This is a genomic window from Streptomyces sp. NPDC026575 (genome assembly GCF_055567415.1).
In genome coordinates this window covers 16,650-37,182 of sequence record NZ_JBVHQM010000018.1, presented here as the reverse complement: position 1 = coordinate 37,182, position 20,533 = coordinate 16,650, and the positions used below count along the sequence as shown (strand labels likewise).

The following is a 20,533-nucleotide window of genomic DNA, read 5'->3' as shown; positions in this document are numbered from 1 at the left end:
CGCTTCCCGCAGGTCAGACCGCCCCGTACGCACCCCGTGAGGGCGGCGTCACGGCCGGAGCGCGGCCCGGTGCCTGGGCCGCGAGACCTTCGCCCACACCGCCGGCAGCTCCCGCTCCCGGTCCGCGGCCAGGGCCTCCTCGCGGCCGTGGAGCAGGCCGAAGGTGAAGCCGCCCTCGCCGGCGCGCTGCGCCTGGGTCGCCAGCTCGCGCAGCGCACCGCGGGCCACCACGCTGTCCTGGTGGTCGCCCAGGAGCTGCTGCAGGCGCTTGGTGCGCTTGGCGAACTTCTTCGCCGGGCGGCCGAGCGCCGGGCGGGCCGCCTCGGCCGCGTAACGGGTCCGCTTCGCCGCCTTGCGGGCACCGTGCAGCGCCTCGTCCCGCTCCTGCCCGGCGGGAGCGGCCAGCGCGGCCTCCATCCGGCGCGACAGCCGCCGGTAGTCCTTCAGCACGGCCCGGGCCACCACTTCGGGCGCGGGGTCGGCACCGGCCCGGAGCAGGGGCGGCGCCTCCAGGAGGGCGTCGAGGGTCTTCAGGAGCGCGAGGTAGCGGCCCCCGTCCAATACGGCGAGCAGCTGCTTGCGGGAGCCGGCCCGGCGCCGCTGCGACCAGATGCGCAGCCGGGCCGCGACCGGGCCGAGCCGCAGCGTGCGGGGCACCTCGGCCAGCGCGCCGTACAGCCGCTCGGTCAGCACCTCGCGGTCCCGGTCCACGCCCAACTCCGCGGCCAGCCACTTGAGTTCGACGCCGATCGGCTGCGTGACGGCGCGGTCGAGGACCTTGGTGTACGAGCGGAAGGCGCTGCGCAGCCGGCGGGTGGCGACCCGCATCTGGTGCACCGCGTCGGGCAGGTCGCGCCGTACCGCCGGATCGAGCTCGACCATCGCCCGCACCTGCGCGCGGACATAGCGCAGCACGACGTCCCCGGCGGTGCCGCCCTGCTCGGCCTTCTTGCCCTTCCCGCCCCTCTTGCCCCTCCCGCCCCTCTTGCCCTTCCCGCCCTTCTCGGCCTTCCCGCCGGAGCCCTTGGCGCCGTTCTTCGAGGGCCGGGCGGGCCGCGGCCCCGTCTCGGCCAGCGCCCTGGCCAGCTTCGACGCCGACGAGGCGGGGCGCACACCGGCCGCGGCCAGCGCCCGGCCGATCTCGTCCAGCAGCCCGGCGTCCTCGCCACCGCCCCCGGTCAGCTCCACCTCGATCTCCCGCCAGCGCGCCTCCGCGGGCTCCTGGCCCGCCGCCGCGGCCTCGTCCGCCCGGTGCGCCCGCACCTCGTCCTGGGCCACCTCGGCGAGCGGCGCGCCCGCGGCGTCGTGCAGCACCAGGACCGTGCGCCGGGTCCGCAGCCGTACGACGGGGACCAGCTCGCGCTCCAGCACCCGCGACCGTACGAGCGCGGTCAGCTCCGCGGGCGGTGCGTCGGACAGCGGCGCCCGCACCTCGTCCCGCACCCCTGGCGCGACCGGCAGCTTCAGATGCCAGCCCGCGTCCCGGCCGCCGGTGCGCCGCCGCAGGGTGATGCCGTCCGCGGCCAGGCGCTGGTCGGCGGTGTCGTAGTAGAGGGCGTCCAGGGCCTCGGTGCCCTGTTCCGCCACGCCCGCGACCTGGTCGACGCCGGTCAGGTCGGGCAGCTGGATGTCGTCGTCGGCCTCGTACTTCCGCTCGATCTCCCGCACGGTGTCCGCCATGCATCGAATCTAGTCACCGGCCCCATCGAGGACCACCCACCGTGCCCGGGGCCCGCCGCCGGGATGTCAAGGATCCGCAAATGCGGGTGGCACACGCCGCGGGCAGTGACTTACGGTGTGTCACGGAATTCCCACACAGCGTGGCAATCGGCGCTCACTCGGCCCTCCGGGGAGGGAGACACCCGTGCACCCCCACACCGCAGCCGCCGCCCGGACACCCATCCGCGTCGCGGCGGGCGCCCGCCCGTTCCTGCTGGCGGCGCCGAGCAGACCCACCGCCCCGGGGCTCGCCCGCGGCTTCGTCCGGGCGGTGCTGCGCAGCACCCCGCTCGCGCCGCTGCTCGACACCGCCGTACTCCTCACCTCGGAGGCGGTCACCAGCTCCCACCTGCGCACACCCCGGTCGGCGGAGATCCTGGTGCGGGTGCTGGCGGCCGAGCACGGGCTACGGATCAGCGTCCACGACGAGGCACCGCTCCGGCTTCCGGCGCAGGCCATCGCGCCGGAAGCCGCCGCGCCGGCGGTGGCCGGTGAGCCGCAGGCCGATCTCGGTCTGCTGCTCACCGGCCACCTCGCCGACGACTGGGGCACCACGCCGTATGCGGGGGTGCCGCGGTCCACCTCCCTGTGGTTCGAGCTCTACGGGCGGCGATGACGCAGCGTCACCGGGACGCCGACAGGGGCCGCCCGACCCGGATCGACTGCAGCAGCCCTATGGCGATCCAGACCGCGAACATCGAAGTGCCGCCGTAGGAGACGAACGGCAGCGGCAGCCCCGTCACGGGCATGATGCCGAGCGTCATGCCGATGTTCTCGAAGGACTGGAAGGCGAACCACGCGATGATGCCGGCGGCCACGACCGTGCCGTAGAGCTCGGTGGACTCGCGGGCGATCCGGCAGGCGCGCCACATGACGATGCCCAGCAGCAGGATGATCAGGCCCGCGCCCAGGAAGCCCAGCTCCTCGCCGGCGACGGTGAAGATGAAGTCCGTCTGCTGCTCGGGGACGAACTGGCCGGTGGTCTGGCTGCCGTGGAAGAGGCCGGAGCCGGTCAGCCCGCCGCCGCCGATCGCGATCCGGGCCTGGTTGGTGTTGTAGCCGACGCCGGCCGGGTCCAGGCTCGGGTTGGCGAACGCGGCGAACCGGGCGATCTGGTAGGCGTCGAGCAGACCGAGCTGCCAGATGGCGACACAGCCGACGACGCCCGTGCCCACCAGCCCCAGGATCCAGCGGTTGGAGGCGCCGGAGGCGAGCAGCACGCCGAGGATGACGGCGCCGAGCACCATGACCGAGCCGAGGTCGGGCATCAGCATGATGACGACGACGGGGACGGCGGCCATGAGCAGGGCCTGGACGACGGTCCGGTGGTCGGGGTGCGGGCGGTCGCCGGCGTCGACCCGGGACGCCAGGATCATCGCCATACCGAGCGAGATGGTGATCTTGGCGAACTCGGCGGGCTGGAGCGAGAAGCCGCCGGGGATCGCCAGCCAGGAACGCGAGCCGTTGATGGTGGCGCCCAGCGGGGTCAGCACCAGCAGCGCCAGGACGACCGACAGGGCGTAGAGCACCGGGACCGCGCCGCGCAGGGTGCGATGGCCCAGCCAGATCGTGCCGGCGGCCAGCGCCAGGCCGATGCCCAGGTTGAGCAGGTGGTGCAGGAAGAAGTAGTACTCGTCGCCCTTGTTGAGCTCGGTGCGGTTGCGGGTGGCGGAGTAGACCAGCAGCGAGCCGATGAGCGACAGCGCCAGACAGGACAGCAGCAGTATCCAGTCCAGCTTGCGCAGCACCGAGTCGCGCGCCGTCAGCTTGCCCCAGGTGCCGAGCTCGGGGGTGTAGCGCCGGATGGAGAACGCCCGGGAGGTGTGGCTGGTCGTCACTGTGGGCTCCCCGAGGGTGACGGCGACGGCAGGACGTACGGCTTGATCGGCGGGGCCTCGATCGTGCCATCGCTCTCGATCTTGGGCAGCGAGCCCTGCGGCTTCGGCAGCAGGGCGGCCTTGGAGTTGATGCCGCCCTTCTCGTCGACCCCGTACAGGGCGTTGTAGATGTTGCGCACGGCCGGGCCGGAGGCGCCGGAACCCGTACCGCCCTGGGAGATCGTCATCACGATCGCGTAGTCCTTGGTGTACGTCGCGAACCACGAGGTCGTCTGCTTGCCGTAGACCTCGGCCGTACCGGTCTTGGCGTGCATCGGGATCTTGTCCTGCGGCCAGCCGCCGAACCGCCAGGCGGCGGTACCGCGGGTGGCGACGCCGGCGAGGGCGCCGTCCATCTGCGCCAGCGTCTTGCGGGTCACCGGCAGCGTGCCGTGCGACCGGGGGCGGACCCGCTGGATGTGCTTGCCGTCGGGGCTGATGATGGCCTTGCCGACGGTCGGGTCGTGCAGCGTGCCGCCGTTGCTGATCGCCGCGTAGATGGTCGCCATCTGGATCGGGGTGACCAGGGTGTCGCCCTGTCCGATGGCGTAGTTGATCGAGTCGTAGGCGTGCAGCTTCATGCCTTCGAGGCAGCCCTCACGGGCGAGCTTGGTGCCGAAGTCCTTCTTCTTCGGCCATGCCTTGGCCTGCTCGCACCAACCGGCCTTGTTGGCCATCCAGAAGTCGTGCTTCCACTTGCGGTCGGGGACCCGGCCGGTGACCTCGTTGGGGAGGTCGATGCCGGTCTCCTTGCCGAGGCCGAACTGGTGGGCGGTCTTGTAGAACCAGTTCTTGGCGTCCTTCTTCGGCTTGTCCCCGCCGTCCTTCTTCCACTCGTCGTGCGAGAGCTTGTAGAAGACGGTGTCGCAGGAGACCTCCAGGGCCCGGCCGAGGCTGATGTCGCCGTGGCTCTGCGACTCGAAGTTCTTGAAGACCTGGCCGCCGATGCTGTACGAGCTGGTGCAGGGGTAGTGGCCGTTGAAGTCGTAGCCGGCGTTGACCGAGGCCGCGGTCGAGATGACCTTGAAGATCGAGCCGGGCGCGGCCTGGCCCTGGATGGCGCGGTTGAGCAGCGGGTAGTTGGACTTCTTGCCGGTCAGGCGGGCGTAGTCCTTGCCGGAGATCCCGCCGACCCAGGCGTTGGGGTCGTAGGTGGGGTTGGAGGCCATCGCCACCACCCGGCCGGTCTTGGCCTCCATCACGACCACGGCGCCCGAGTCGGCCTTGTAGTTGGTGCCGGTGTTGCGGTCCACCTGCTGGCGGGCGTCCTTCATGGCCTGGTCCAGCTGCTTCTCCGCTATGGCCTGCACACGGGCGTCGATGCTGGTGACGACGCTCGAACCGGCCTGGCCCTTGTCGCTCTTGGCCTGGCCGATGACCCGGCCGAGGTTGTCGACCTCGTAGCGGGTGACGGCGGCCTTGCCGCGCAGGTAGTCGTCGTACTGCCGCTCCAGGCCGGAACGGCCGATCTGGTCCGAGCGCAGGAACGGCGAGCTGGTGTTCTTGGCCTTGTTGATCTCCTCGTCGGTCACCGGGGAGAGGTAGCCGAGGACCTGGGCGGTGTTGGCGTCGCCGGGGGCGGCGTAGCGGCGGACCGCGGTGGGCTCGGCGATGATGCCGGGGAACTCCTCGGAGCGCTCACGGATCTGCAGGGCCTGCTGGGTGGTGGCCTCGTCGGTGATCGGGATCGGCTGGTACGGCGAGCCGTTCCAGCAGGGCTGCGGCGTCTTGGAGTCGCACAGCCGGACCTTGTTGCGGATCTCCTGCTCGGTCATGCCGAGCACCTTGGCGAGCCGGCCGAGCACGGCCTTGCCGTCGTCCTTCATCTTCAGCAGGTCGGTACGGCTGGCGGAGACGACCAGACGGGTCTGGTTGTCGGCCAGCGGCACCCCGCGGGCGTCGAGGATGGAGCCGCGGGTGGCGGGATCGACGACCTGCTGGACGTGGTTGCTGCGGGCCTCGTTGGCGTACTCCTCGCCGTTGCGGATCTGCAGGTACCACAGCCGGCCGCCGAGGGTCAGCAGCAGGGAGAAGACCAGGATCTGGAGGGCGATGAGCCGGACCGTGATACGGGAGGTCCGGCTCTCTGGAAGGTTTGTCACAGACGCTTGACCCCCTTGATGCGGCCCACCTTGTCGCGGGCCGACTTGCCGAGCAGTCCGCCGCGCTGGCTGCCGATGCGTGCCCCCGTGCGCACGGACTTGATGGACTTCATGGCGCCGCGGCTGGCCTTGAGCCCGGTGCCGGTGGTGAGCCAGCCGTATCCGGAGTCGCGGCCGCCCGCCGTGCCGTTCGGGCTGCCGGAGCCGTCGCCGACCAGCGGTTCGGGCTCCGTCCTGCGGGCCAGCGCCATCACCAGCGGCACGATGAAGGGCGCCAGCAGCAGGTCGTAGAGCGTGGCACTGAGCAGCAGTCCGAGGATGCCGACGTGCCGGGCGGCGGTGTCGCCGACGAGCGAGCCGACGGCGGCGTACATCAGCGTCGAGCCGATGGCGGCGCCGATCACGACCACCAGCGGCAGCGTCGCCGAGCGGTGCTGGCCGTTGTCCGGTCTGGTCAGCCCCGCGACATAGCCGATGATGCAGAGCACCAGCGCATAGCGGCCGATGGCGTGGTCGGAGGGCGGGGCGAGGTCGGCCAGCAGTCCGGCGAAGAAGCCGACGAGCGAGCCGCCGACATGGCCGTAGACCAGCGCGAGCCCGAGGACGACGAGCAGCATCAGGTCCGGTACGGCCCCCGGCAGTTGGAGCCGGGCGAGGATGGTGACCTGGATGACGAGGGCGACGACCACCAGCGGGGCCGAGAGCAGGATCCGGTTGAGGCGCATCGGTTCAGCTCCTGGGAGAGGCGCTCGCGGAGGGGGTGGCCGTGACGGTGACCGTCGGGGCCGGCTTGGGCTTCGCAGGCCGAGGCGGCAGAACGGTGTCGCGCGGGTCCTGGCGGGGCGGCTGGACGACGATGCCGACGATGTCGAGCTGGGAGAAGGAGACGAACGGCCGGACCTGGAGGGTGCGGGTCAGATCGCCGTTGGACGGCTCGACCTTGACGACCCGGCCCACGGGCACACCGGGCACGAACGGCTTGTCCCGGCTGGAGCCGAAGGTGACCAGCCGGTCGCCCTTGCGGACCGTGGCCTTGCCGTTGAGGAGCTGGACGCGCAGCGAGCGGACGCCCTGCCCGTTGGCGAAGCCGATCTCGTTGGTCTTCTCCATGCGGGTGCCGACGGTGAAGTCGGGGTCGGCGGCCAGCAGCACCGTGGAGGTGTCGGCGCCGACCGTGGTGACCCGGCCGACCAGGCCGTCGCCGTTGAGCACGGTCATATCGCGGGCGATGCCGTCGCGGCTGCCGGCGTCGATGGTGATGGTCCAGGAGAAGCCCTGGGCCGAGCCGATGGCGATGACCTGGGCGCCCTTGATGGCGTACTGGCCGGTGCCCGCGGTCTTGAGGATCTTGTCGAGCTCGGCGGCGCGGCTGCGGTTGCGGTCGGAGGAGCCGAGCTTGGCCTTCAGCGCCTCGTTCTCGTGCTCCAGCTTGGTGATCCGGTTGTGCCGGGTGCCGGAGTCCCGTACGGCGCCGACGGCGTTGCCGACCGGGTCGACGACGCGGGCCACACCGCTCTCGACGGGGCCGAAGGCGGAGGCCGCGGCTTGCCGGGCGCCATCGAGCGGGGACTGTTCGCCGCCGCGGATATCGACCGTGATCAGCGCGAACGCGATCGCGACCAACAGCACCAGCAGCAGCCGGCTCTCTCGTGTGTCCCTCACGTGCGGCGGCCGTGTCCTTCCTCGTAGGACCGGCCGGCTGCGGGCCCCGCCGGTCTCGTTCGGGAGTTGAGCGTTGTGCCTTGATGTGACGGTGGCGATGGGTGGAGCGTCAGCACACCGTGTCTGTCGAGATGTTGTGCCTGTATATCAACGATTCGCAGCACCGATTCGTATCGACGTTCCGCACCGGCGGCGGGTGACCGCGCTCCACCGGGCGAACCGGCTGCTCTCGCCATGCCGCCCGACCGCCGCGGACGCCGCAGGGCGCTCGCCGCGCGGTCGGGCCGCGCGCTCTTCTACCTGCGGGGCTGGGAGTCGAGGACCTGCTGGAGGGCCTCGAACTCCTCGACGCACTTGCCGGAACCGAGCGCGACGGAGTCGAGCGGGTCCTCGGCGATGTGGATGGGCATGCCGGTCTCGCGGCGCAGCCGCTCGTCGAGGCCGCGGAGCAGGGCGCCGCCTCCGGTGAGCACGATGCCGCGGTCCATCACGTCGCCGGACAGCTCCGGCGGGCACTTGTCGAGGGTCGTCTTGACCGCGTCGACGATGGAGTTGACCGGCTCCTCGATGGCCTTGCGGACCTCGGCGGCCGAGATGACGACGGTCTTGGGCAGCCCGGAGACCAGGTCGCGGCCGCGGATCTCGGTGTGCTCGTCCTGTTCCAGGTCGTAGGCCGAACCGATGGTGATCTTGATGCTCTCGGCGGTGCGCTCGCCCAGCAGAAGGCTGTACTCCTTCTTGATGTGCTGGATGATCGCGTTGTCGAGCTCGTCGCCGGCCACCCGGATGGACTGGGCGGTGACGATGCCGCCGAGCGAGATGACCGCGACCTCGGTCGTGCCGCCGCCGATGTCCACCACCATGTTGCCGGTGGCCTCGTGGACCGGCAGGCCGGAGCCGATCGCGGCGGCCATCGGCTCCTCGATGATGTGCACCTGGCGGGCGCCGGCCTGGGTCGACGCCTCGATGACCGCGCGGCGCTCAACTCCCGTGATGCCGGAGGGAACGCACACCACGACCCGGGGCCGCGCCAGATAGCGGCGCTTGTGGATCTTGAGGATGAAGTAGCGGAGCATCCGCTCGGTGATCTCGAAGTCGGCGATCACGCCGTCCTTCAGGGGCCGTACGGCGACGATGTTGCCGGGTGTGCGCCCGATCATCTTCTTGGCCTCGGCACCCACCGCGAGGATGCCGCCGGTGTTGGTGTTGATGGCCACGACCGACGGCTCGTTGAGGACGATTCCACGGCCCCTGACGTACACCAGCGTGTTGGCGGTCCCGAGGTCGACAGCCATGTCACGGCCGATGAACGACATGTTGTTCCCCATGAGGATACGTCTGGCCTTCCCAACTGGAGCGAATGCTTACTGGAGGTCGGCAGGAGGTGATGCGCTGTTGAGGCGCGGAAGCCTCCATCGTAGTTCGTAGTGCGCCCACTCGAACACGTCGGGAGGCTGTTCCGCCATTGTCAGCCGTACACGCACCCGCCCCCCTTAATGGTGACGTCGTGTCGGGGTGATGCGTTCCCCCGATCGAGTCTCATACACCAAAGGGCGACCGATGATTTTGTCGGTCGCCCCTGGTCACGGGGGGTTTACAGCTGATGAAGCGTCAGGAAATCCCGGGGAAGAAAATCTTGATCTCGCGCTCGGCGGACTCTTCGGAATCCGACGCATGGATCAGATTCTCTCGGGTGATCGTTCCGAAGTCCCCACGAATGGACCCACTCGGCGCGGCAATCGGGTCAGTCGGACCGGCCAGCGCCCGTACGCCTTCGATCACCCGCTCGCCCTCGACGACCAGCGAGACGACCGGTCCCGAGGACATGAAGGCGACGAGGGGCTCGTAGAACGGCTTGCCGACGTGCTCGGCGTAGTGCTGCTCCAGCAGCTCGCGGTCCAGGCTGCGCAGCTCCAGCGCGCTGATCGTCCAGCCGGCCTTCTTCTCGATCCGGCCGATGATCTCGCCGATCAGACCGCGCTTGACGGCGTCGGGCTTGAGGAGGACGAGGGTGCGCTGGCTCACGAAAGGACTCCCTGGATGTGAACGGCGGTCAGCGGGTGACTTGAGGCTACATGGGTGACATGGCGCTTCGCGGCCCAGCCCCCGGCCCCTGACGAGGCGCCGAGGGGCTGTCCCCGGCCGGCGCCGGGACACCCGCCCGGCCTGGTCAGGCCGCCCCGCCCACCGGCTCCCCCGCCGAGTCGCCCGCGGCCTCGGCCTGGGCGGCCCAACGGGCCTTCGCCTCGTCGATCTTGCGGCCGAAGTGGACCGACGCCCACCACAGGGCCGCGAAGACCGCGCCGAGGAAGAACATCGTCGGGACGACGAAGCCGCTGGCGATCAGGGCGATCTGCAGCACCCAGCCGAGCTGGACGCCGCCGGGGCGGGTCAGCATCCCGCACAGCAGGAGGCTCAAGCCCATCGCGACCCCGCTGACCGTCCAGATCGTGGCCGTCGGCAGATCGGTCAGCTGCATCGCGACCAGGCCGGCGAAGCCGATCACGAAGAACTCGCCTATCAGGGTGCTGGCACACAGCGTGCGCATGGTCAGCTCCTTCCCAGCAGCAGCCGGGCCTCGCCGACCGTGATCACCGAGCCGGTCACCAGCACACCCGCTCCGGAGAACTCGCCCTCTTCCTCCGCGAGCGTGATCGCCGCCTCCAGGGCGTCGTCGAGCCGCGGCTCGACCTGGACCCGCTCGGCGCCGAAGACCTCGACCGCGATCGCCGCCAGCTCATCCGGATCCATCGCACGATGGCTGGAATTACGCGTCACCACGATCTCGGCGAAGATCGGCTCGAACGCCTCCAGCAGACCCCGGACGTCCTTGTCGTCGCTGGTGCCGACGACGCCCACCAGCCGGCTGAACCCGAACGCCTCGGTGACCGCCTCGGCCGCGGCCCGCCCGCCCGCGGGATTGTGCGCGGCGTCCAGCACCACCGTGGGGCTGCGGCGGACGACCTCCATCCGGCCGGGCGAGGAGACCGCGGCGAACGCGGAGCGGATGGTGTCGATGTCGAGCGTGCGGGCGTGGTCCGAGCCGACGCCGAAGAACGCCTCGACCGCGGCGAGCGCCACCGCGGCGTTGTGCGCCTGGTGGGCGCCGTAGAGCGGGAGGAAGATCTCGGGGTACTCGCCGCCCAGACCGCGCAGCGTCAGCATCTGGCCGCCGACCGCCACCTCACGGGAGATGACCCCGAACTCCATGCCCTCACGGGCGACCGTGGCATCCACCTCGACCGCGCGCTTGAGCATCACCGACGCCGCGTCCACCGGCTGCTGGGCCATGATCACGACCGTGCCCGCGGCGCCGGCCGCTGTCGTAGCGGCCTTCTTGATGATCCCGGACTTCTCGACGGCGATCTGCTCGTGCGTCTCCCCCAGCCGATCGGTGTGATCCAGCGAGATCGGGGTGATCACGGCAACGTTCGCGTCGATGACGTTCGTCGCGTCCCAGGTGCCGCCCATGCCGACCTCGACGACCGCCACGTCCACCGGGGTGTCCGCGAAGGCGGCGAACGCCATCGCCGTCAGCACCTCGAAGAACGACAGGCGGTACTCCTGCTGGGCGTCGACCATCTCCACATACGGGGCGATGTCCCGGTAGGTCTCGATGAAGCGCTCGGCGGAGATCGGAGCGCCGTCCAGGCTGATCCGCTCGGTGACGGACTGGACGTGCGGGCTCGTATAGCGGCCGGTGCGCAGGTCGAAGGCGGACAGCAGGGCCTCGATCATGCGGGCGGTGCTGGTCTTGCCGTTCGTGCCCGTGATGTGGATGGAGGGGTAGGCCCGCTGCGGGGAGCCGAGGATGTCCAGCAGCGCCACGATGCGCTGCACCGACGGGTCGAGCTTGGTCTCGCCCCAGCGGCCGGCCAGCTCGTCCTCCACGGCGCGCAGCGCGCGGTCGACCTCGGGGTCGGCCGGCCGGGCGGGAATCGGGTCCCCCTGCGGCGGTCCTGCCTGGGCGCGCAGGGTCCGGCTGCCGGCCTCGATCACCGCGAGGTCGGGGTCACGGTCCGTCTCGGCTTCGACCAGCTCGTCGAAGGGGTCGGTCGGGTCGGGGTCGTCGTTCTGGGGGCGCTCGCTCACGACGACAAGTCTACGAGGCACCGCTGACAGTGGTGCGCTGCGCTGCCGGGCGAGCGCCCCCGCGCCGCATCCGGGCCCCGGCCGCCGCCCCCGTGCGCCCCGCTACGCCAGCGCCGCCTTCATCATCGCCCGCGCGATCGGGGCCGCCAGCCCGTTGCCGGAGACCTCGTTGCGGGCGGCGTGGCCGTCCTCGACCATCACGGCGACCGCGACCTGGCGCCCGCGCGCGTCCTGGGCGTACGAGACGAACCAGGCGTAGGGCGTACCGCTGTTGTCGACGCCGTGCTGGGCGGTGCCGGTCTTGCCGCCGACGGTCAGTCCGCCGATCTTCGCGTTCGACCCGGTGCCCTCGTCCACGACCGTCTGCATCGCCGACCGCAGCTGCGCGGCCGTCCGCGCCGAGGTGGCCGTGCCGTACGTCTTCGGGACGCTGCGCTGGAGGGTGTTGCCGCCGCCGTCGGTCAGCTCGTCGACCAGCTGCGGGGTCTTCAGCTCGCCGCCGTTGGCGAGGGCCGAGACGACCATCGCCATCTGCAGCGGGGTCGCCTGGTCGTCGAACTGGCCGATGCCGGACAGCGCGGTCTGCGCCTCGTCCATGTCCGAGGGGTAGCTGCTCTTGCCGGCTCGCACCGGGGTGTCCACCTTGCCGTCGTTGAAGCCGAACTTCTCGGCCTGCGCCTTCACCTTGTCCTTGCCCAGGTCGACGGCCATCTTCGCGAAGACGGTGTTGCAGGAGTACTGGAGCGCGGTGCGGATGGTGGCGTTCTTGCAGGGCGCCGAGGCGCTCTCGTTCTTCAGCGTGGTGCGGGTGTGCGGGAGCGTGTACGGGTCGGGGCTGTCGGTGGGCACGTCCACCGAGGAGTACAGGCCGTTCTCCAGCGCGGCCGCGGCGACCACCAGCTTGAAGGTGGAGCCGGGCGGCAGCGCCTGCCGCAGCGCCCGGTTGACCTCGGGGTCGTCGGTGTCGGCCGACATGCGCTGCCAGGCCCTCTGGTCGGCGGCGGAGGACCCGGCGAACTTCCCCGGGTCGTAGGACGGGGTGGAGACCATGCCCAGGATCCGCCCCGTGGCCGGGTCCAGGGCGACGGCGGCGCCCTTCTTGTCGCCCAGCGCCCGGTAGCCGGCCTTCTGCACCTCGGCGTCGATGGTGGTGGCCACGTCGCCGCCCTTGGCCCGCGTGCGCGTCAGCGCGTCGGCGGGGCTCTGCAGCCGGCTGTCGGAGCCGTCGAGGAGGTCGCCGTAGAGGCTCTCCAGCTGGTTGCTGCCGAAGATCTGCGAGGTGAAGCCGGTGACCGGGGCGTACAGCGGGCCGTCCTTGTAGGTCCGCTTGTACTTCAGCGTGGAGGAGGTGGCGGCGGAGCCGGTGACCGGTTCCCCGCCGACGAGGATGTTGCCCAGCGGCGCCGCGTACTTGCCGATCGCCATCCGCGGATTGTGCGGGTCGTCCTTGTAGTCGCTGGCCTTCGCGCCCTGTATCCAGGTGGCCCAGCCCATCAGCGCGAGTATCAGGGCGAGGCAGAAGACCGAGACCCGTCGCAGGGGCTTGTTCATGGGGCGCGGCTCCTCGTGCTGGACGTGCGGTGCGGCCCGGACCCCGGGCCGCTCGGTCCACCGTGCCCCGGCTTCATGAGAGCGCCATGAGAGCCCCATGAGAGCCACCGCACCCGTTCCGGATCAGCCGGCGGGACAACTTTCCGCCGCGTTTGCCCCTCTTCCACGGCGGGCTGCGGCCACCGGTGCGCACCGGCCGGCGCGTCCTTGGTGGCCAGCAGCAGACGGCGGACGGGAAAGCGGGAGCTGAGATTCGAGTGCCGGCAATCAGTCAGCGGATGCATCTGGTGCTGCTCGGCGCCTGGACGGTGCTCTGGTTCGCCGTCGTCGAGCCGCACGGCGGATTCTCCTGGCACTACCTGCGCACCGGCGGTGAACTGATCTACCAGGGCACCGCGGGCGACGGCACCGGCGGGCTCAACCTCTACGCGCACCACCCCGAGCTCCAGATGGGCCCGCTCAGCTTTCTGACCGCCGGGCTGTTCAACCCCTTCCCCGAGGCCACCGGCCAGTTCCTCGCCGCGGCCCTGATGTCGCTGCTCGGCCTGGTGATCGTGGTGCTGGCGGGCCGCAGCGCCGCCCACCACTTCCTGGGCACCGGCACCAACCACCAGCGGCTGCGGCAGCGCGTACTGATAGCCGGGCTGGCCTTCATCCCCATGTGGATCGAGGTCGCGGTCCGCTTCGGGCACCTCGACGACGTGCTCGCGCTGTTCTTCACCGCCCTCGCCGTACGCGCCGTCACCCGCGGCAGCCCCGCCCTGACCGGCGCCTTCCTGGCCCTGGCGATGGACTCCAAGCCCACCGCGCTGGCCTTCCTCCCGCTCCTGCTCGCCCTGCCCAGGCACCAGTGGCTGCGGGCCGGCCTGTGGTGCGCCGGGCTGGTCGCCCTGGCCTGGCTGCCGTTCTTCGTCGGCGATCCGCAGTCGTTCGCCGCGGCGAAGTTCGCCATCCCCAACCATCCGGCGTCCGCCCTGCGCTGGCTGGGGGTCGGCGACCCCGAGACCCCCGGCTGGGACCGCCCCGCCCAGGCCGCCCTGGGCCTGGCGCTGGGCGCGATCGCGGTCTGGCGCGGCCGCTGGGCGGCGGTGGTCCTGCTGGGCGCCAACGCCCGCATCGTCCTCGATCCCAGCGTCTACACGTACTACACCGCGTCCGTGCTGCTGGGCACCCTGCTCTGGGACGTCATCGGCCAGCGCCGCCTGGTCCCCTGGTGGAGCTGGCTGGGCCTGCTCACCCTCTACGGCAGCGTCTTCGCCGTGCCCGACGACTCCGCCCGCGGGCTGATCCGGCTGGCGTTCGTGGCCGTCTCGACGGCGTATGTGCTGCTGTGGCCGGTACGCGAGCGCGGGCGCCGGGGGCGGGGACGGCGCAGGCCCCCCGCCCGTGGGGACGAGGGGCCTGCGACGAGCCTGGGGACCGGCGCTACGCCTTCGGCAGAGCCGCCAGCTGGGCGGTGATCCGGACGATGTCCGCCTCCGCGGCCTCCAGCCGGCCGCGGATCTTGTCCACGACCTTCTCCGGCGCCTTGGCGAGGAACGCCTCGTTGCCGAGCTTGCCGGTGGCCTGCGCCTTCTCCTTCTCGGCGGCGGCCAGGTCCTTCGTCAGCCGCTTGCGCTCGGCCTCGACGTCGATGGCACCGGACAGGTCCAGCGCGACCGTCGCGCCCGCGACCGGCAGCGAGGCGGTGGCGCTGAAGTCCGCACCGGCCGGCTGCAGCCGCAGCAGCGAGCGCATCGCGGCCTCGTGCGCCGCCAGCGCCGTACCGGACAGGTCCAGCTGCGCGGGGACCTTCTGACCGGGCTGCAGGCCCTGGTCGGAGCGGAACCGCCGGACCTCGGTCACGACCTGCTGGACCAGCCCGATCTCCCGCTCGGCGGCCGCGTCCCGGAAGCCGGAGTCCGCCGGCCACTCGGCGATGACGACCGACTCCCGGCCGGTCAGCGTCGTCCACAGGGTCTCGGTGACGAACGGGACGATCGGGTGCAGCAGGCGCAGCGTGACGTCCAGGACCTCGCCCAGGACCCGGCGCGAGGCGTCGGCGGCCGGTCCGCCCGCCATGAACGTGGTCTTGGACAGCTCGACGTACCAGTCGAAGACCTCGTCCCACGCGAAGTGGAAGAGGGCGTCCGACAGCTTCGCGAACTGGTAGTCCTCGTAGTAGGCGTCGACCTCGGCGATGACCTCGTTCAGCCGGGACAGGATCCACCGGTCGGTCGCCGACAGCTGCTCGGCGGGCGGCAGTTCGCCCTCGACCGTCGCGCCGTTCATCAGCGCGAAGCGCGTGGCGTTCCAGATCTTGTTGGCGAAGTTGCGGGAGCCCTGGACCCAGTCCTCGCCGATCGGCACGTCGACACCGGGGTTGGCCCCGCGGGCGAGCGTGAACCGGACGGCGTCCGACCCGTACTTGTCCATCCAGTCCAGGGGGTTGACCGCGTTCCCGAAGGACTTGGACATCTTCTTGCCGAACTGGTCGCGGACCATGCCGTGCAGCGCGATGGTGTGGAAGGGCGGGGTGCCGTCCATCGCGTACAGCCCGAACATCATCATTCGCGCGACCCAGAAGAACAGGATGTCGTAGCCGGTGACCAGCACGGAGTTCGGGTAGAACTTCTCGACGCTCGGGGTCTGCTCGGGCCAGCCCAGCGTGGAGAACGGCCACAGGCCCGACGAGAACCAGGTGTCCAGGACGTCGGTGTCCTGATGCCACCCCTCACCGCTCGGCGGCTCCTCGTCCGGTCCGACGCAGACGACCTCGCCCTGCGGCCCGTACCAGACCGGGATCCGGTGGCCCCACCACAGCTGACGCGAGATGCACCAGTCGTGGAGGTTGTCCACCCAGCCGAAGTAGCGCGACTCCATCTCCTTGGGGTGGATCGCGACCTTGCCGTCCCGCACCGCGTCGCCCGCGGCCTTGGCCAGCGGGCCGACCTTGACCCACCACTGCATCGACAGCCGCGGCTCGATGGTGGTCTTGCAGCGCGAGCAGTGCCCGACGGAGTGCGTGTAGGGACGCTTCTCGGCGACGATCCGGCCCTCGGCGCGCAGCGCGCCGACGATGGTGCTGCGGGCCTCCAGGCGGTCCAGGCCCTGGAACGGGCCGTGCGCGGTGATGACCGCGTGCTCGTCCATGACGGCCAGGCTCGGCAGGCCGTGCCGCTGGCCGATCTCGAAGTCGTTGGGGTCGTGCGCCGGTGTGACCTTGACCGCGCCCGTGCCGAACTCCGGGTCGACGTGCTCGTCGGCGACGACCGGGATCCGGCGGCCGGTCAGCGGCAACTCGATCTCGGTACCGACGAGATGGGCGTACCGCTCGTCCTCCGGGTGGACGGCGACGGCGGTGTCGCCCAGCATCGTCTCGGCCCGCGTCGTGGCGACGACGATCGAGGCGTCGCCCTCGCCGTAGCGGATCGACACCAGCTCGCCGTCGTCGTCCTGGTACTCCACCTCGATGTCCGAGATGGCGGTCAGACAGCGCGGGCACCAGTTGATGATCCGCTCGGCGCGGTAGATCAGCTCGTCCTCGTAGAGGCGCTTGAAGATCGTCTGGACGGCCTTGGACAGGCCCTCGTCCATCGTGAACCGCTCGCGCGACCAGGCGACGCCGTCGCCCAGGCGCCGCATCTGGCCCGAGATCTGGCCACCGGACTCGTTCTTCCACTGCCAGACGCGCTCGACGAACGCCTCGCGCCCCAGGTCGTGCCGCGACACGCCCTCCTTGGCGAGTTCCCGCTCGACGACGTTCTGGGTAGCGATACCGGCGTGGTCCATGCCCGGCTGCCAGAGCGTCTCGTACCCCTGCATCCGCTTGCGGCGCGTGAGGGCGTCGATGAGCGTGTGCTCGAAGGCGTGCCCCAGGTGGAGGCTGCCGGTGACGTTCGGGGGCGGAATGACGATGGTGTACGGGGGCTTGTCGCTCTTCTCGTCCGCCTCGAAGTAACCCCGCTCTACCCAGCGCTCGTACAGCGGCCCCTCTACATCGGCCGGCGTGTACTGAGTCGGCAGTTCGGGGGCGCTGTGGTTGCTCTGCTGAGTGTTCTCGGTCACGACCGACAGTGTACGGGCGCGGATGTAGCAGCTTCGAATCGGTTTCGCCCCCGGGGCAACGCTTGTCAGCGGCGTCGTACAGGATGTCGGCAGCGCATAAACATCGCAGGACTTCACACGCAGAACTCAACTGCCTTCAGTTGTCACGAGGGGAACGCTCCATGAGCTACAACCAGCCGCCTCCCGGTCCGTACGGGCAGCAGCCCCAGCAGCCCGGCCCGTACGGCCAGCCGCAGCAGCCGCCGGTCCCGCAGCCCGGTTACGGCTACCCGCAGCAGGGCGGCCAGGTGCCCCCGCAGCAGGGCTACGGTTACCCCCAGCAAGGCGGCCAGGTGCCCCCGCAACAGGGCTACGGCTACCCCCAGCAAGGCGGCCAGGTGCCCCCGCAACAGGGCTACGGCTACCCCCAGCAGCCCGCCCCCGGCTACGGCCAGCAGGCCCCGTACGGCGGCCAGCAGACCCCTTACGGCCTGATCCCCCAGGGCCCCGAGGAGTCCGGCGGCGGCAACGGCAAGAAGATCGCCCTGATCGCCGGCGCGGTCGCGGTCGTCGCCGCGATCGGCGTGGGCGCGTACTTCGTCTTCGGCTCGGGCGGGGATGTGAAGCCCTACACGATCTCGATGCCGGAGAAGCTGCTGAACGGGGAGTTCAGCAAGAAGACCGGCAACATCCCCGGTGCCGGTGGCGCGACCGCTCCCAAGGACGTGTCCAACGACAAGGACGCCAAGGCCATGGGGATCACCGAGGCCAAGATCGTCAACGGTGATTACGTCAATACCAGCAAAATTCCCATGTCCCTGAGGGCGACCTACGGAAAGGTCGCCGACCCGGAGGGCGCCATCGACGCGGCGTTCGCCAAGCAGGACGAGATGTTCAAGAAGAACATGAAGTCCGAAGGGGGCAAGGTCGAAACCGTCGAGGGGCCGGAGAACTACTCACCGGACGACTTCGACGGTGCCGTGATGAAGTGCAAGTCGCTGAAGTTCTCCTTCTCCCAGAGCAACATGACCGTGTCCTTCAACGCCAACATGTGCGTCTGGGGCGACAACAGTGCGATCGGCACGGTCACGATGGCCGACTCCATCAGCCCCGACGGACAGGTCACCGCGCACGCCCCCGGCCTTGAGGACCTGGCCGACAAGACCGCCAAGATCCGCAACGAGGTCCGCAAGGAGAAGTAGCCGTGCCGCCTCGTGCGCCGTTGTGGGGGCGGCGACACGGGCGCGGCGGGCGATTCCCCCGAGACAACAGAGCCGCCCGGCAGCTTCTCCAGCTGCCGGGCGGCTTTCGTACGTCTACCGGGCGCGCGCTACGCGCTCTTCTCCTGGGGCTCGCCCGAGTCGCCGCGGGTACGCGGGACCAGGGTCGGGTTCACGTTCGAGTGAACGACGTCCTCGGTGATGACGACGCGGGCGACATCCTTGCGGGACGGGATCTCGTACATCACCGCCTGGAGGACCTCCTCCATGATGGCGCGCAGGCCGCGGGCGCCGGTGCCGCGGAGGATCGCCTGGTCGGCGATCGCCTCCAGCGCCGGGCGGTCGAAGTCGAGCTCGACGCCGTCGAGTTCGAAGAGGCGCTTGTACTGCTTGACCAGCGCGTTGCGCGGCTCGACGAGGATCTGGAGCAGGGCCTCGCGGTCCAGGTTGTGCACCGAGGTCAGGACGGGGAGGCGGCCGATGAACTCCGGGATCATCCCGAACTTCACCAGGTCCTCCGGCATGACGTCCTGGAGCTGGTCCTTGGACTCGATCTCGCGCTTGGAGCGGATCGTGGCCCCGAAGCCGATGCCCTTGGCGCCGGACCGGGCCTCGATGATCTTCTCCAGGCCGGCGAAGGCACCGCCGACGATGAAGAGGACGTTCGTGGTGTCGATCTGGATGAATTCCTGGTGGGGGTGCTTGCGGCCGCCCTGGGGCGGAACGGAGGCGGTGGTGCCCTCCAGGATCTTCAGCAGCGCCTGCTGGACGCCCTCGCCGGAGACGTCCCGCGTGATCGACGGGTTTTCGCTCTTCCGGGCGACCTTGTCGATCTCGTCGATGTAGATGATGCCGGTCTCGGCCTTCTTGATGTCGAAGTCCGCGGCCTGGATCAGCTTGAGGAGGATGTTCTCGACGTCCTCACCGACGTAGCCGGCCTCCGTCAGGGCCGTGGCGTCGGCGAACGCGAAGGGGACGTTCAGCATCCGGGCGAGGGTCTGCGCGAGCAGGGTCTTGCCGGAGCCGGTCGGGCCGAGCAGCAGGATGTTGGACTTGGCCAGCTCGATGCCCTCGTCGCCGCGGCCGGGGCCGTTCTCGCCCGCCTGCACCCGCTTGTAGTGGTTGTAGACGGCGACCGAGAGCGCCTTCTTCGCGGGCTCCTGGCCGACGACGTAGCCGTTCAGGAACTCGTAGATCTCCCGGGGCTTGGGGAGCTCCTCCCACCGCACCTCGGAGGTCTCGGCGAGCTCCTCCTCGATGATTTCGTTGCAGAGGTCGATGCACTCGTCGCAGATGTACACACCAGGTCCCGCGATGAGCTTCTTCACCTGCTTCTGGCTCTTTCCACAGAATGAGCACTTGAGCAGGTCGCCGCCGTCACCGATGCGTGCCACGAGGTGCTTCCCCTTCGCCTGGGATCCGCATTGCTCCACGGACCCGGGTGCTTGCCTATCGACGGTACCTTGCCGGGCCCCCCGTACGGGCCCCCCTTGGACCGACTCGGTTCACTCGATCCCGTACCGGTCCAAGGGGGCAACGCTCCGGCTCACTTCGCGAAGATCGCGAGCAGATCCCTAACCGATCGAGACCGACGACTTGCGCGTCGAGACGATCTGGTCGACCAGACCGTACGCCAGGGACTCCTCGGCGGTCAGAATCTTGTCACGCTCGATGTCATCACGGATCTTCTCGATCGGCGTGGAGGAGTGCTTGGCGAGCAGGTCCTCCAGCTGCGAGCGCATCCGCAGGATCTCGTTGGCGGCGATCTCCAGGTCGGAGACCTGACCGCGGCCGGTCTCGCTGTAGGGCTGGTGGATCAGCACCCGGGCGTTCGGCAGCGCCATCCGCTTGCCGGGGGTGCCGGCCGCGAGCAGCACGGCCGCGGCGGAGGCCGCCTGGCCCATGCAGACCGTCTGGATGTCCGGCTTCACGAACTGCATCGTGTCGTAGATGGCCGTGAGCGCCGTGAAGGAGCCGCCGGGGCTGTTGATGTAGATCGAGATGTCGCGGTCGGGGTCCATCGACTCCAGGCACAGCAGCTGCGCCATGACGTCGTTGGCCGAGGCGTCGTCGATCTGCACGCCGAGGAAGATCACGCGCTCCTCGAACAGCTTGGCGTACGGGTCGTACTCGCGCACGCCCTGCGACGTGCGCTCGACGAAGCGCGGGACGATGTAGCGAGCCTCGGCCGTCGGGCCGGAGAACTCGGCCTCCGGGCGCTGGTAGAGGCCGCTGCCGGGGAAGTTGTTCATCGTGGTGTTCACCATCCTGGTGGCGATCAAGT

At 70.3% G+C, this 20,533-nt stretch carries 16 protein-coding genes; 3 read left to right on the top strand and 13 right to left on the bottom strand.

Going from position 1 to position 20,533, the window contains the following annotated elements; all coding sequences use genetic code 11:
* Positions 1-48: 48 nt before the first annotated feature.
* The gene (locus ACZ4NB_RS24385) at positions 49-1,680 is read right to left on the bottom strand and encodes a CYTH and CHAD domain-containing protein (RefSeq protein ID WP_467664679.1); all 1,632 of its coding nucleotides are present in this window, start codon (positions 1,678-1,680) and stop codon (positions 49-51) included.
* A 184-nt stretch (positions 1,681-1,864) separates the two neighbouring features.
* Here ACZ4NB_RS24385 and ACZ4NB_RS24380 point away from each other — a divergent pair, with 184 nt between their 5' ends.
* The gene (locus ACZ4NB_RS24380; RefSeq protein ID WP_467664677.1) at positions 1,865-2,335 is read left to right on the top strand and encodes an ATP-binding protein; all 471 of its coding nucleotides are present in this window, start codon (positions 1,865-1,867) and stop codon (positions 2,333-2,335) included.
* Positions 2,336-2,342: 7 nt separating this feature from the next.
* On the opposite strand, the gene rodA is transcribed toward ACZ4NB_RS24380, so the two are convergent.
* From rodA to ACZ4NB_RS24335, 9 genes are all read right to left on the bottom strand, one after another.
* Complete coding sequence (gene rodA, locus ACZ4NB_RS24375; protein WP_467664675.1) at positions 2,343-3,557, bottom strand: rod shape-determining protein RodA; 1,215 nt, start codon at positions 3,555-3,557, stop codon at positions 2,343-2,345.
* Positions 3,554-5,698: a penicillin-binding protein 2 gene (mrdA, locus tag ACZ4NB_RS24370; protein WP_467664673.1), complete on the bottom strand. Its 2,145-nt coding sequence runs from the start codon at positions 5,696-5,698 to the stop codon at positions 3,554-3,556. The genes rodA and mrdA overlap by 4 nt, the downstream gene beginning before the upstream one ends.
* Positions 5,695-6,423 carry a rod shape-determining protein MreD gene (gene mreD, locus ACZ4NB_RS24365; protein ID WP_393486881.1) on the bottom strand — a complete coding sequence of 243 codons (729 nt, stop codon included), beginning with the start codon at positions 6,421-6,423 and terminating at the stop codon, positions 5,695-5,697. The genes mrdA and mreD overlap by 4 nt, the downstream gene beginning before the upstream one ends.
* Positions 6,424-6,427: 4 nt before the next feature.
* Positions 6,428-7,360, bottom strand: coding sequence for a rod shape-determining protein MreC (gene mreC, locus ACZ4NB_RS24360; protein WP_467664671.1), 933 nt, complete (start codon positions 7,358-7,360; stop codon positions 6,428-6,430).
* A 296-nt stretch (positions 7,361-7,656) separates the two neighbouring features.
* Entirely contained in the window at positions 7,657-8,676 is a 1,020-nt protein-coding gene (locus ACZ4NB_RS24355) for a rod shape-determining protein (RefSeq protein ID WP_003985182.1), read from the bottom strand.
* Between the two features lie 295 nt (positions 8,677-8,971).
* Positions 8,972-9,385 carry a nucleoside-diphosphate kinase gene (ndk, locus tag ACZ4NB_RS24350; protein ID WP_384440547.1) on the bottom strand — a complete coding sequence of 138 codons (414 nt, stop codon included), beginning with the start codon at positions 9,383-9,385 and terminating at the stop codon, positions 8,972-8,974.
* Between the two features lie 145 nt (positions 9,386-9,530).
* A complete protein-coding gene (locus ACZ4NB_RS24345) occupies positions 9,531-9,908 on the bottom strand; it encodes a DUF4233 domain-containing protein (protein ID WP_467664669.1) in 378 nt (125 codons plus the stop codon).
* Between the two features lie 2 nt (positions 9,909-9,910).
* The gene (gene folC / locus ACZ4NB_RS24340; protein ID WP_467664667.1) at positions 9,911-11,452 is read right to left on the bottom strand and encodes a bifunctional tetrahydrofolate synthase/dihydrofolate synthase; all 1,542 of its coding nucleotides are present in this window, start codon (positions 11,450-11,452) and stop codon (positions 9,911-9,913) included.
* Positions 11,453-11,554: 102 nt separating this feature from the next.
* Positions 11,555-13,003, bottom strand: a complete 1,449-nt coding sequence (locus ACZ4NB_RS24335) for a peptidoglycan D,D-transpeptidase FtsI family protein (RefSeq protein WP_467664665.1) — start codon at positions 13,001-13,003, stop codon at positions 11,555-11,557.
* Positions 13,004-13,281: 278 nt separating this feature from the next.
* Between ACZ4NB_RS24335 and ACZ4NB_RS24330 the strand changes: the two genes are divergently transcribed.
* Complete coding sequence (locus ACZ4NB_RS24330) at positions 13,282-14,463, top strand: hypothetical protein (protein WP_467664883.1); 1,182 nt, start codon at positions 13,282-13,284, stop codon at positions 14,461-14,463.
* On the opposite strand, the gene ACZ4NB_RS24325 is transcribed toward ACZ4NB_RS24330, so the two are convergent.
* Positions 14,429-17,050, bottom strand: a complete 2,622-nt coding sequence (locus ACZ4NB_RS24325) for a valine--tRNA ligase (RefSeq protein WP_467664663.1) — start codon at positions 17,048-17,050, stop codon at positions 14,429-14,431. The genes ACZ4NB_RS24330 and ACZ4NB_RS24325 overlap by 35 nt on opposite strands.
* A 161-nt stretch (positions 17,051-17,211) precedes the next feature.
* On the opposite strand from ACZ4NB_RS24325, the gene ACZ4NB_RS24320 reads away from it, so the two are divergent.
* A complete protein-coding gene (locus ACZ4NB_RS24320) occupies positions 17,212-18,231 on the top strand; it encodes a hypothetical protein (RefSeq protein ID WP_467664661.1) in 1,020 nt (339 codons plus the stop codon).
* 128 nt (positions 18,232-18,359) lie between these two features.
* Here ACZ4NB_RS24320 and clpX read toward each other — a convergent pair whose 3' ends face one another.
* Positions 18,360-19,643, bottom strand: a complete 1,284-nt coding sequence (gene clpX, locus ACZ4NB_RS24315) for an ATP-dependent Clp protease ATP-binding subunit ClpX (RefSeq protein ID WP_360942010.1) — start codon at positions 19,641-19,643, stop codon at positions 18,360-18,362.
* 180 nt (positions 19,644-19,823) lie between these two features.
* Entirely contained in the window at positions 19,824-20,501 is a 678-nt protein-coding gene (locus ACZ4NB_RS24310; protein WP_393487277.1) for an ATP-dependent Clp protease proteolytic subunit, read from the bottom strand.
* Positions 20,502-20,533 lie beyond the last annotated feature (32 nt).

Excerpts from the sequence above, each read along its gene's own strand:
- ACZ4NB_RS24385 (WP_467664679.1), bottom strand. The coding sequence starts at position 1,680 with ATGGCGGACACCGTGCGGGAGATCGAGCGGAAGTACGAGGCCGACGAC.
- mreD (WP_393486881.1), bottom strand. The coding sequence starts at position 6,423 with ATGCGCCTCAACCGGATCCTGCTCTCGGCCCCGCTGGTGGTCGTCGCC.
- ACZ4NB_RS24355 (WP_003985182.1), bottom strand. The coding sequence starts at position 8,676 with ATGTCGTTCATCGGCCGTGACATGGCTGTCGACCTCGGGACCGCCAAC.
- ACZ4NB_RS24345 (WP_467664669.1), bottom strand. The coding sequence starts at position 9,908 with ATGCGCACGCTGTGTGCCAGCACCCTGATAGGCGAGTTCTTCGTGATC.
- ACZ4NB_RS24335 (WP_467664665.1), bottom strand. The coding sequence starts at position 13,003 with ATGAACAAGCCCCTGCGACGGGTCTCGGTCTTCTGCCTCGCCCTGATA.
- ACZ4NB_RS24330 (WP_467664883.1), top strand. The coding sequence starts at position 13,282 with ATGCATCTGGTGCTGCTCGGCGCCTGGACGGTGCTCTGGTTCGCCGTC.
- ACZ4NB_RS24320 (WP_467664661.1), top strand. The coding sequence starts at position 17,212 with ATGAGCTACAACCAGCCGCCTCCCGGTCCGTACGGGCAGCAGCCCCAG.
- ACZ4NB_RS24310 (WP_393487277.1), bottom strand. The coding sequence starts at position 20,501 with ATGAACAACTTCCCCGGCAGCGGCCTCTACCAGCGCCCGGAGGCCGAG.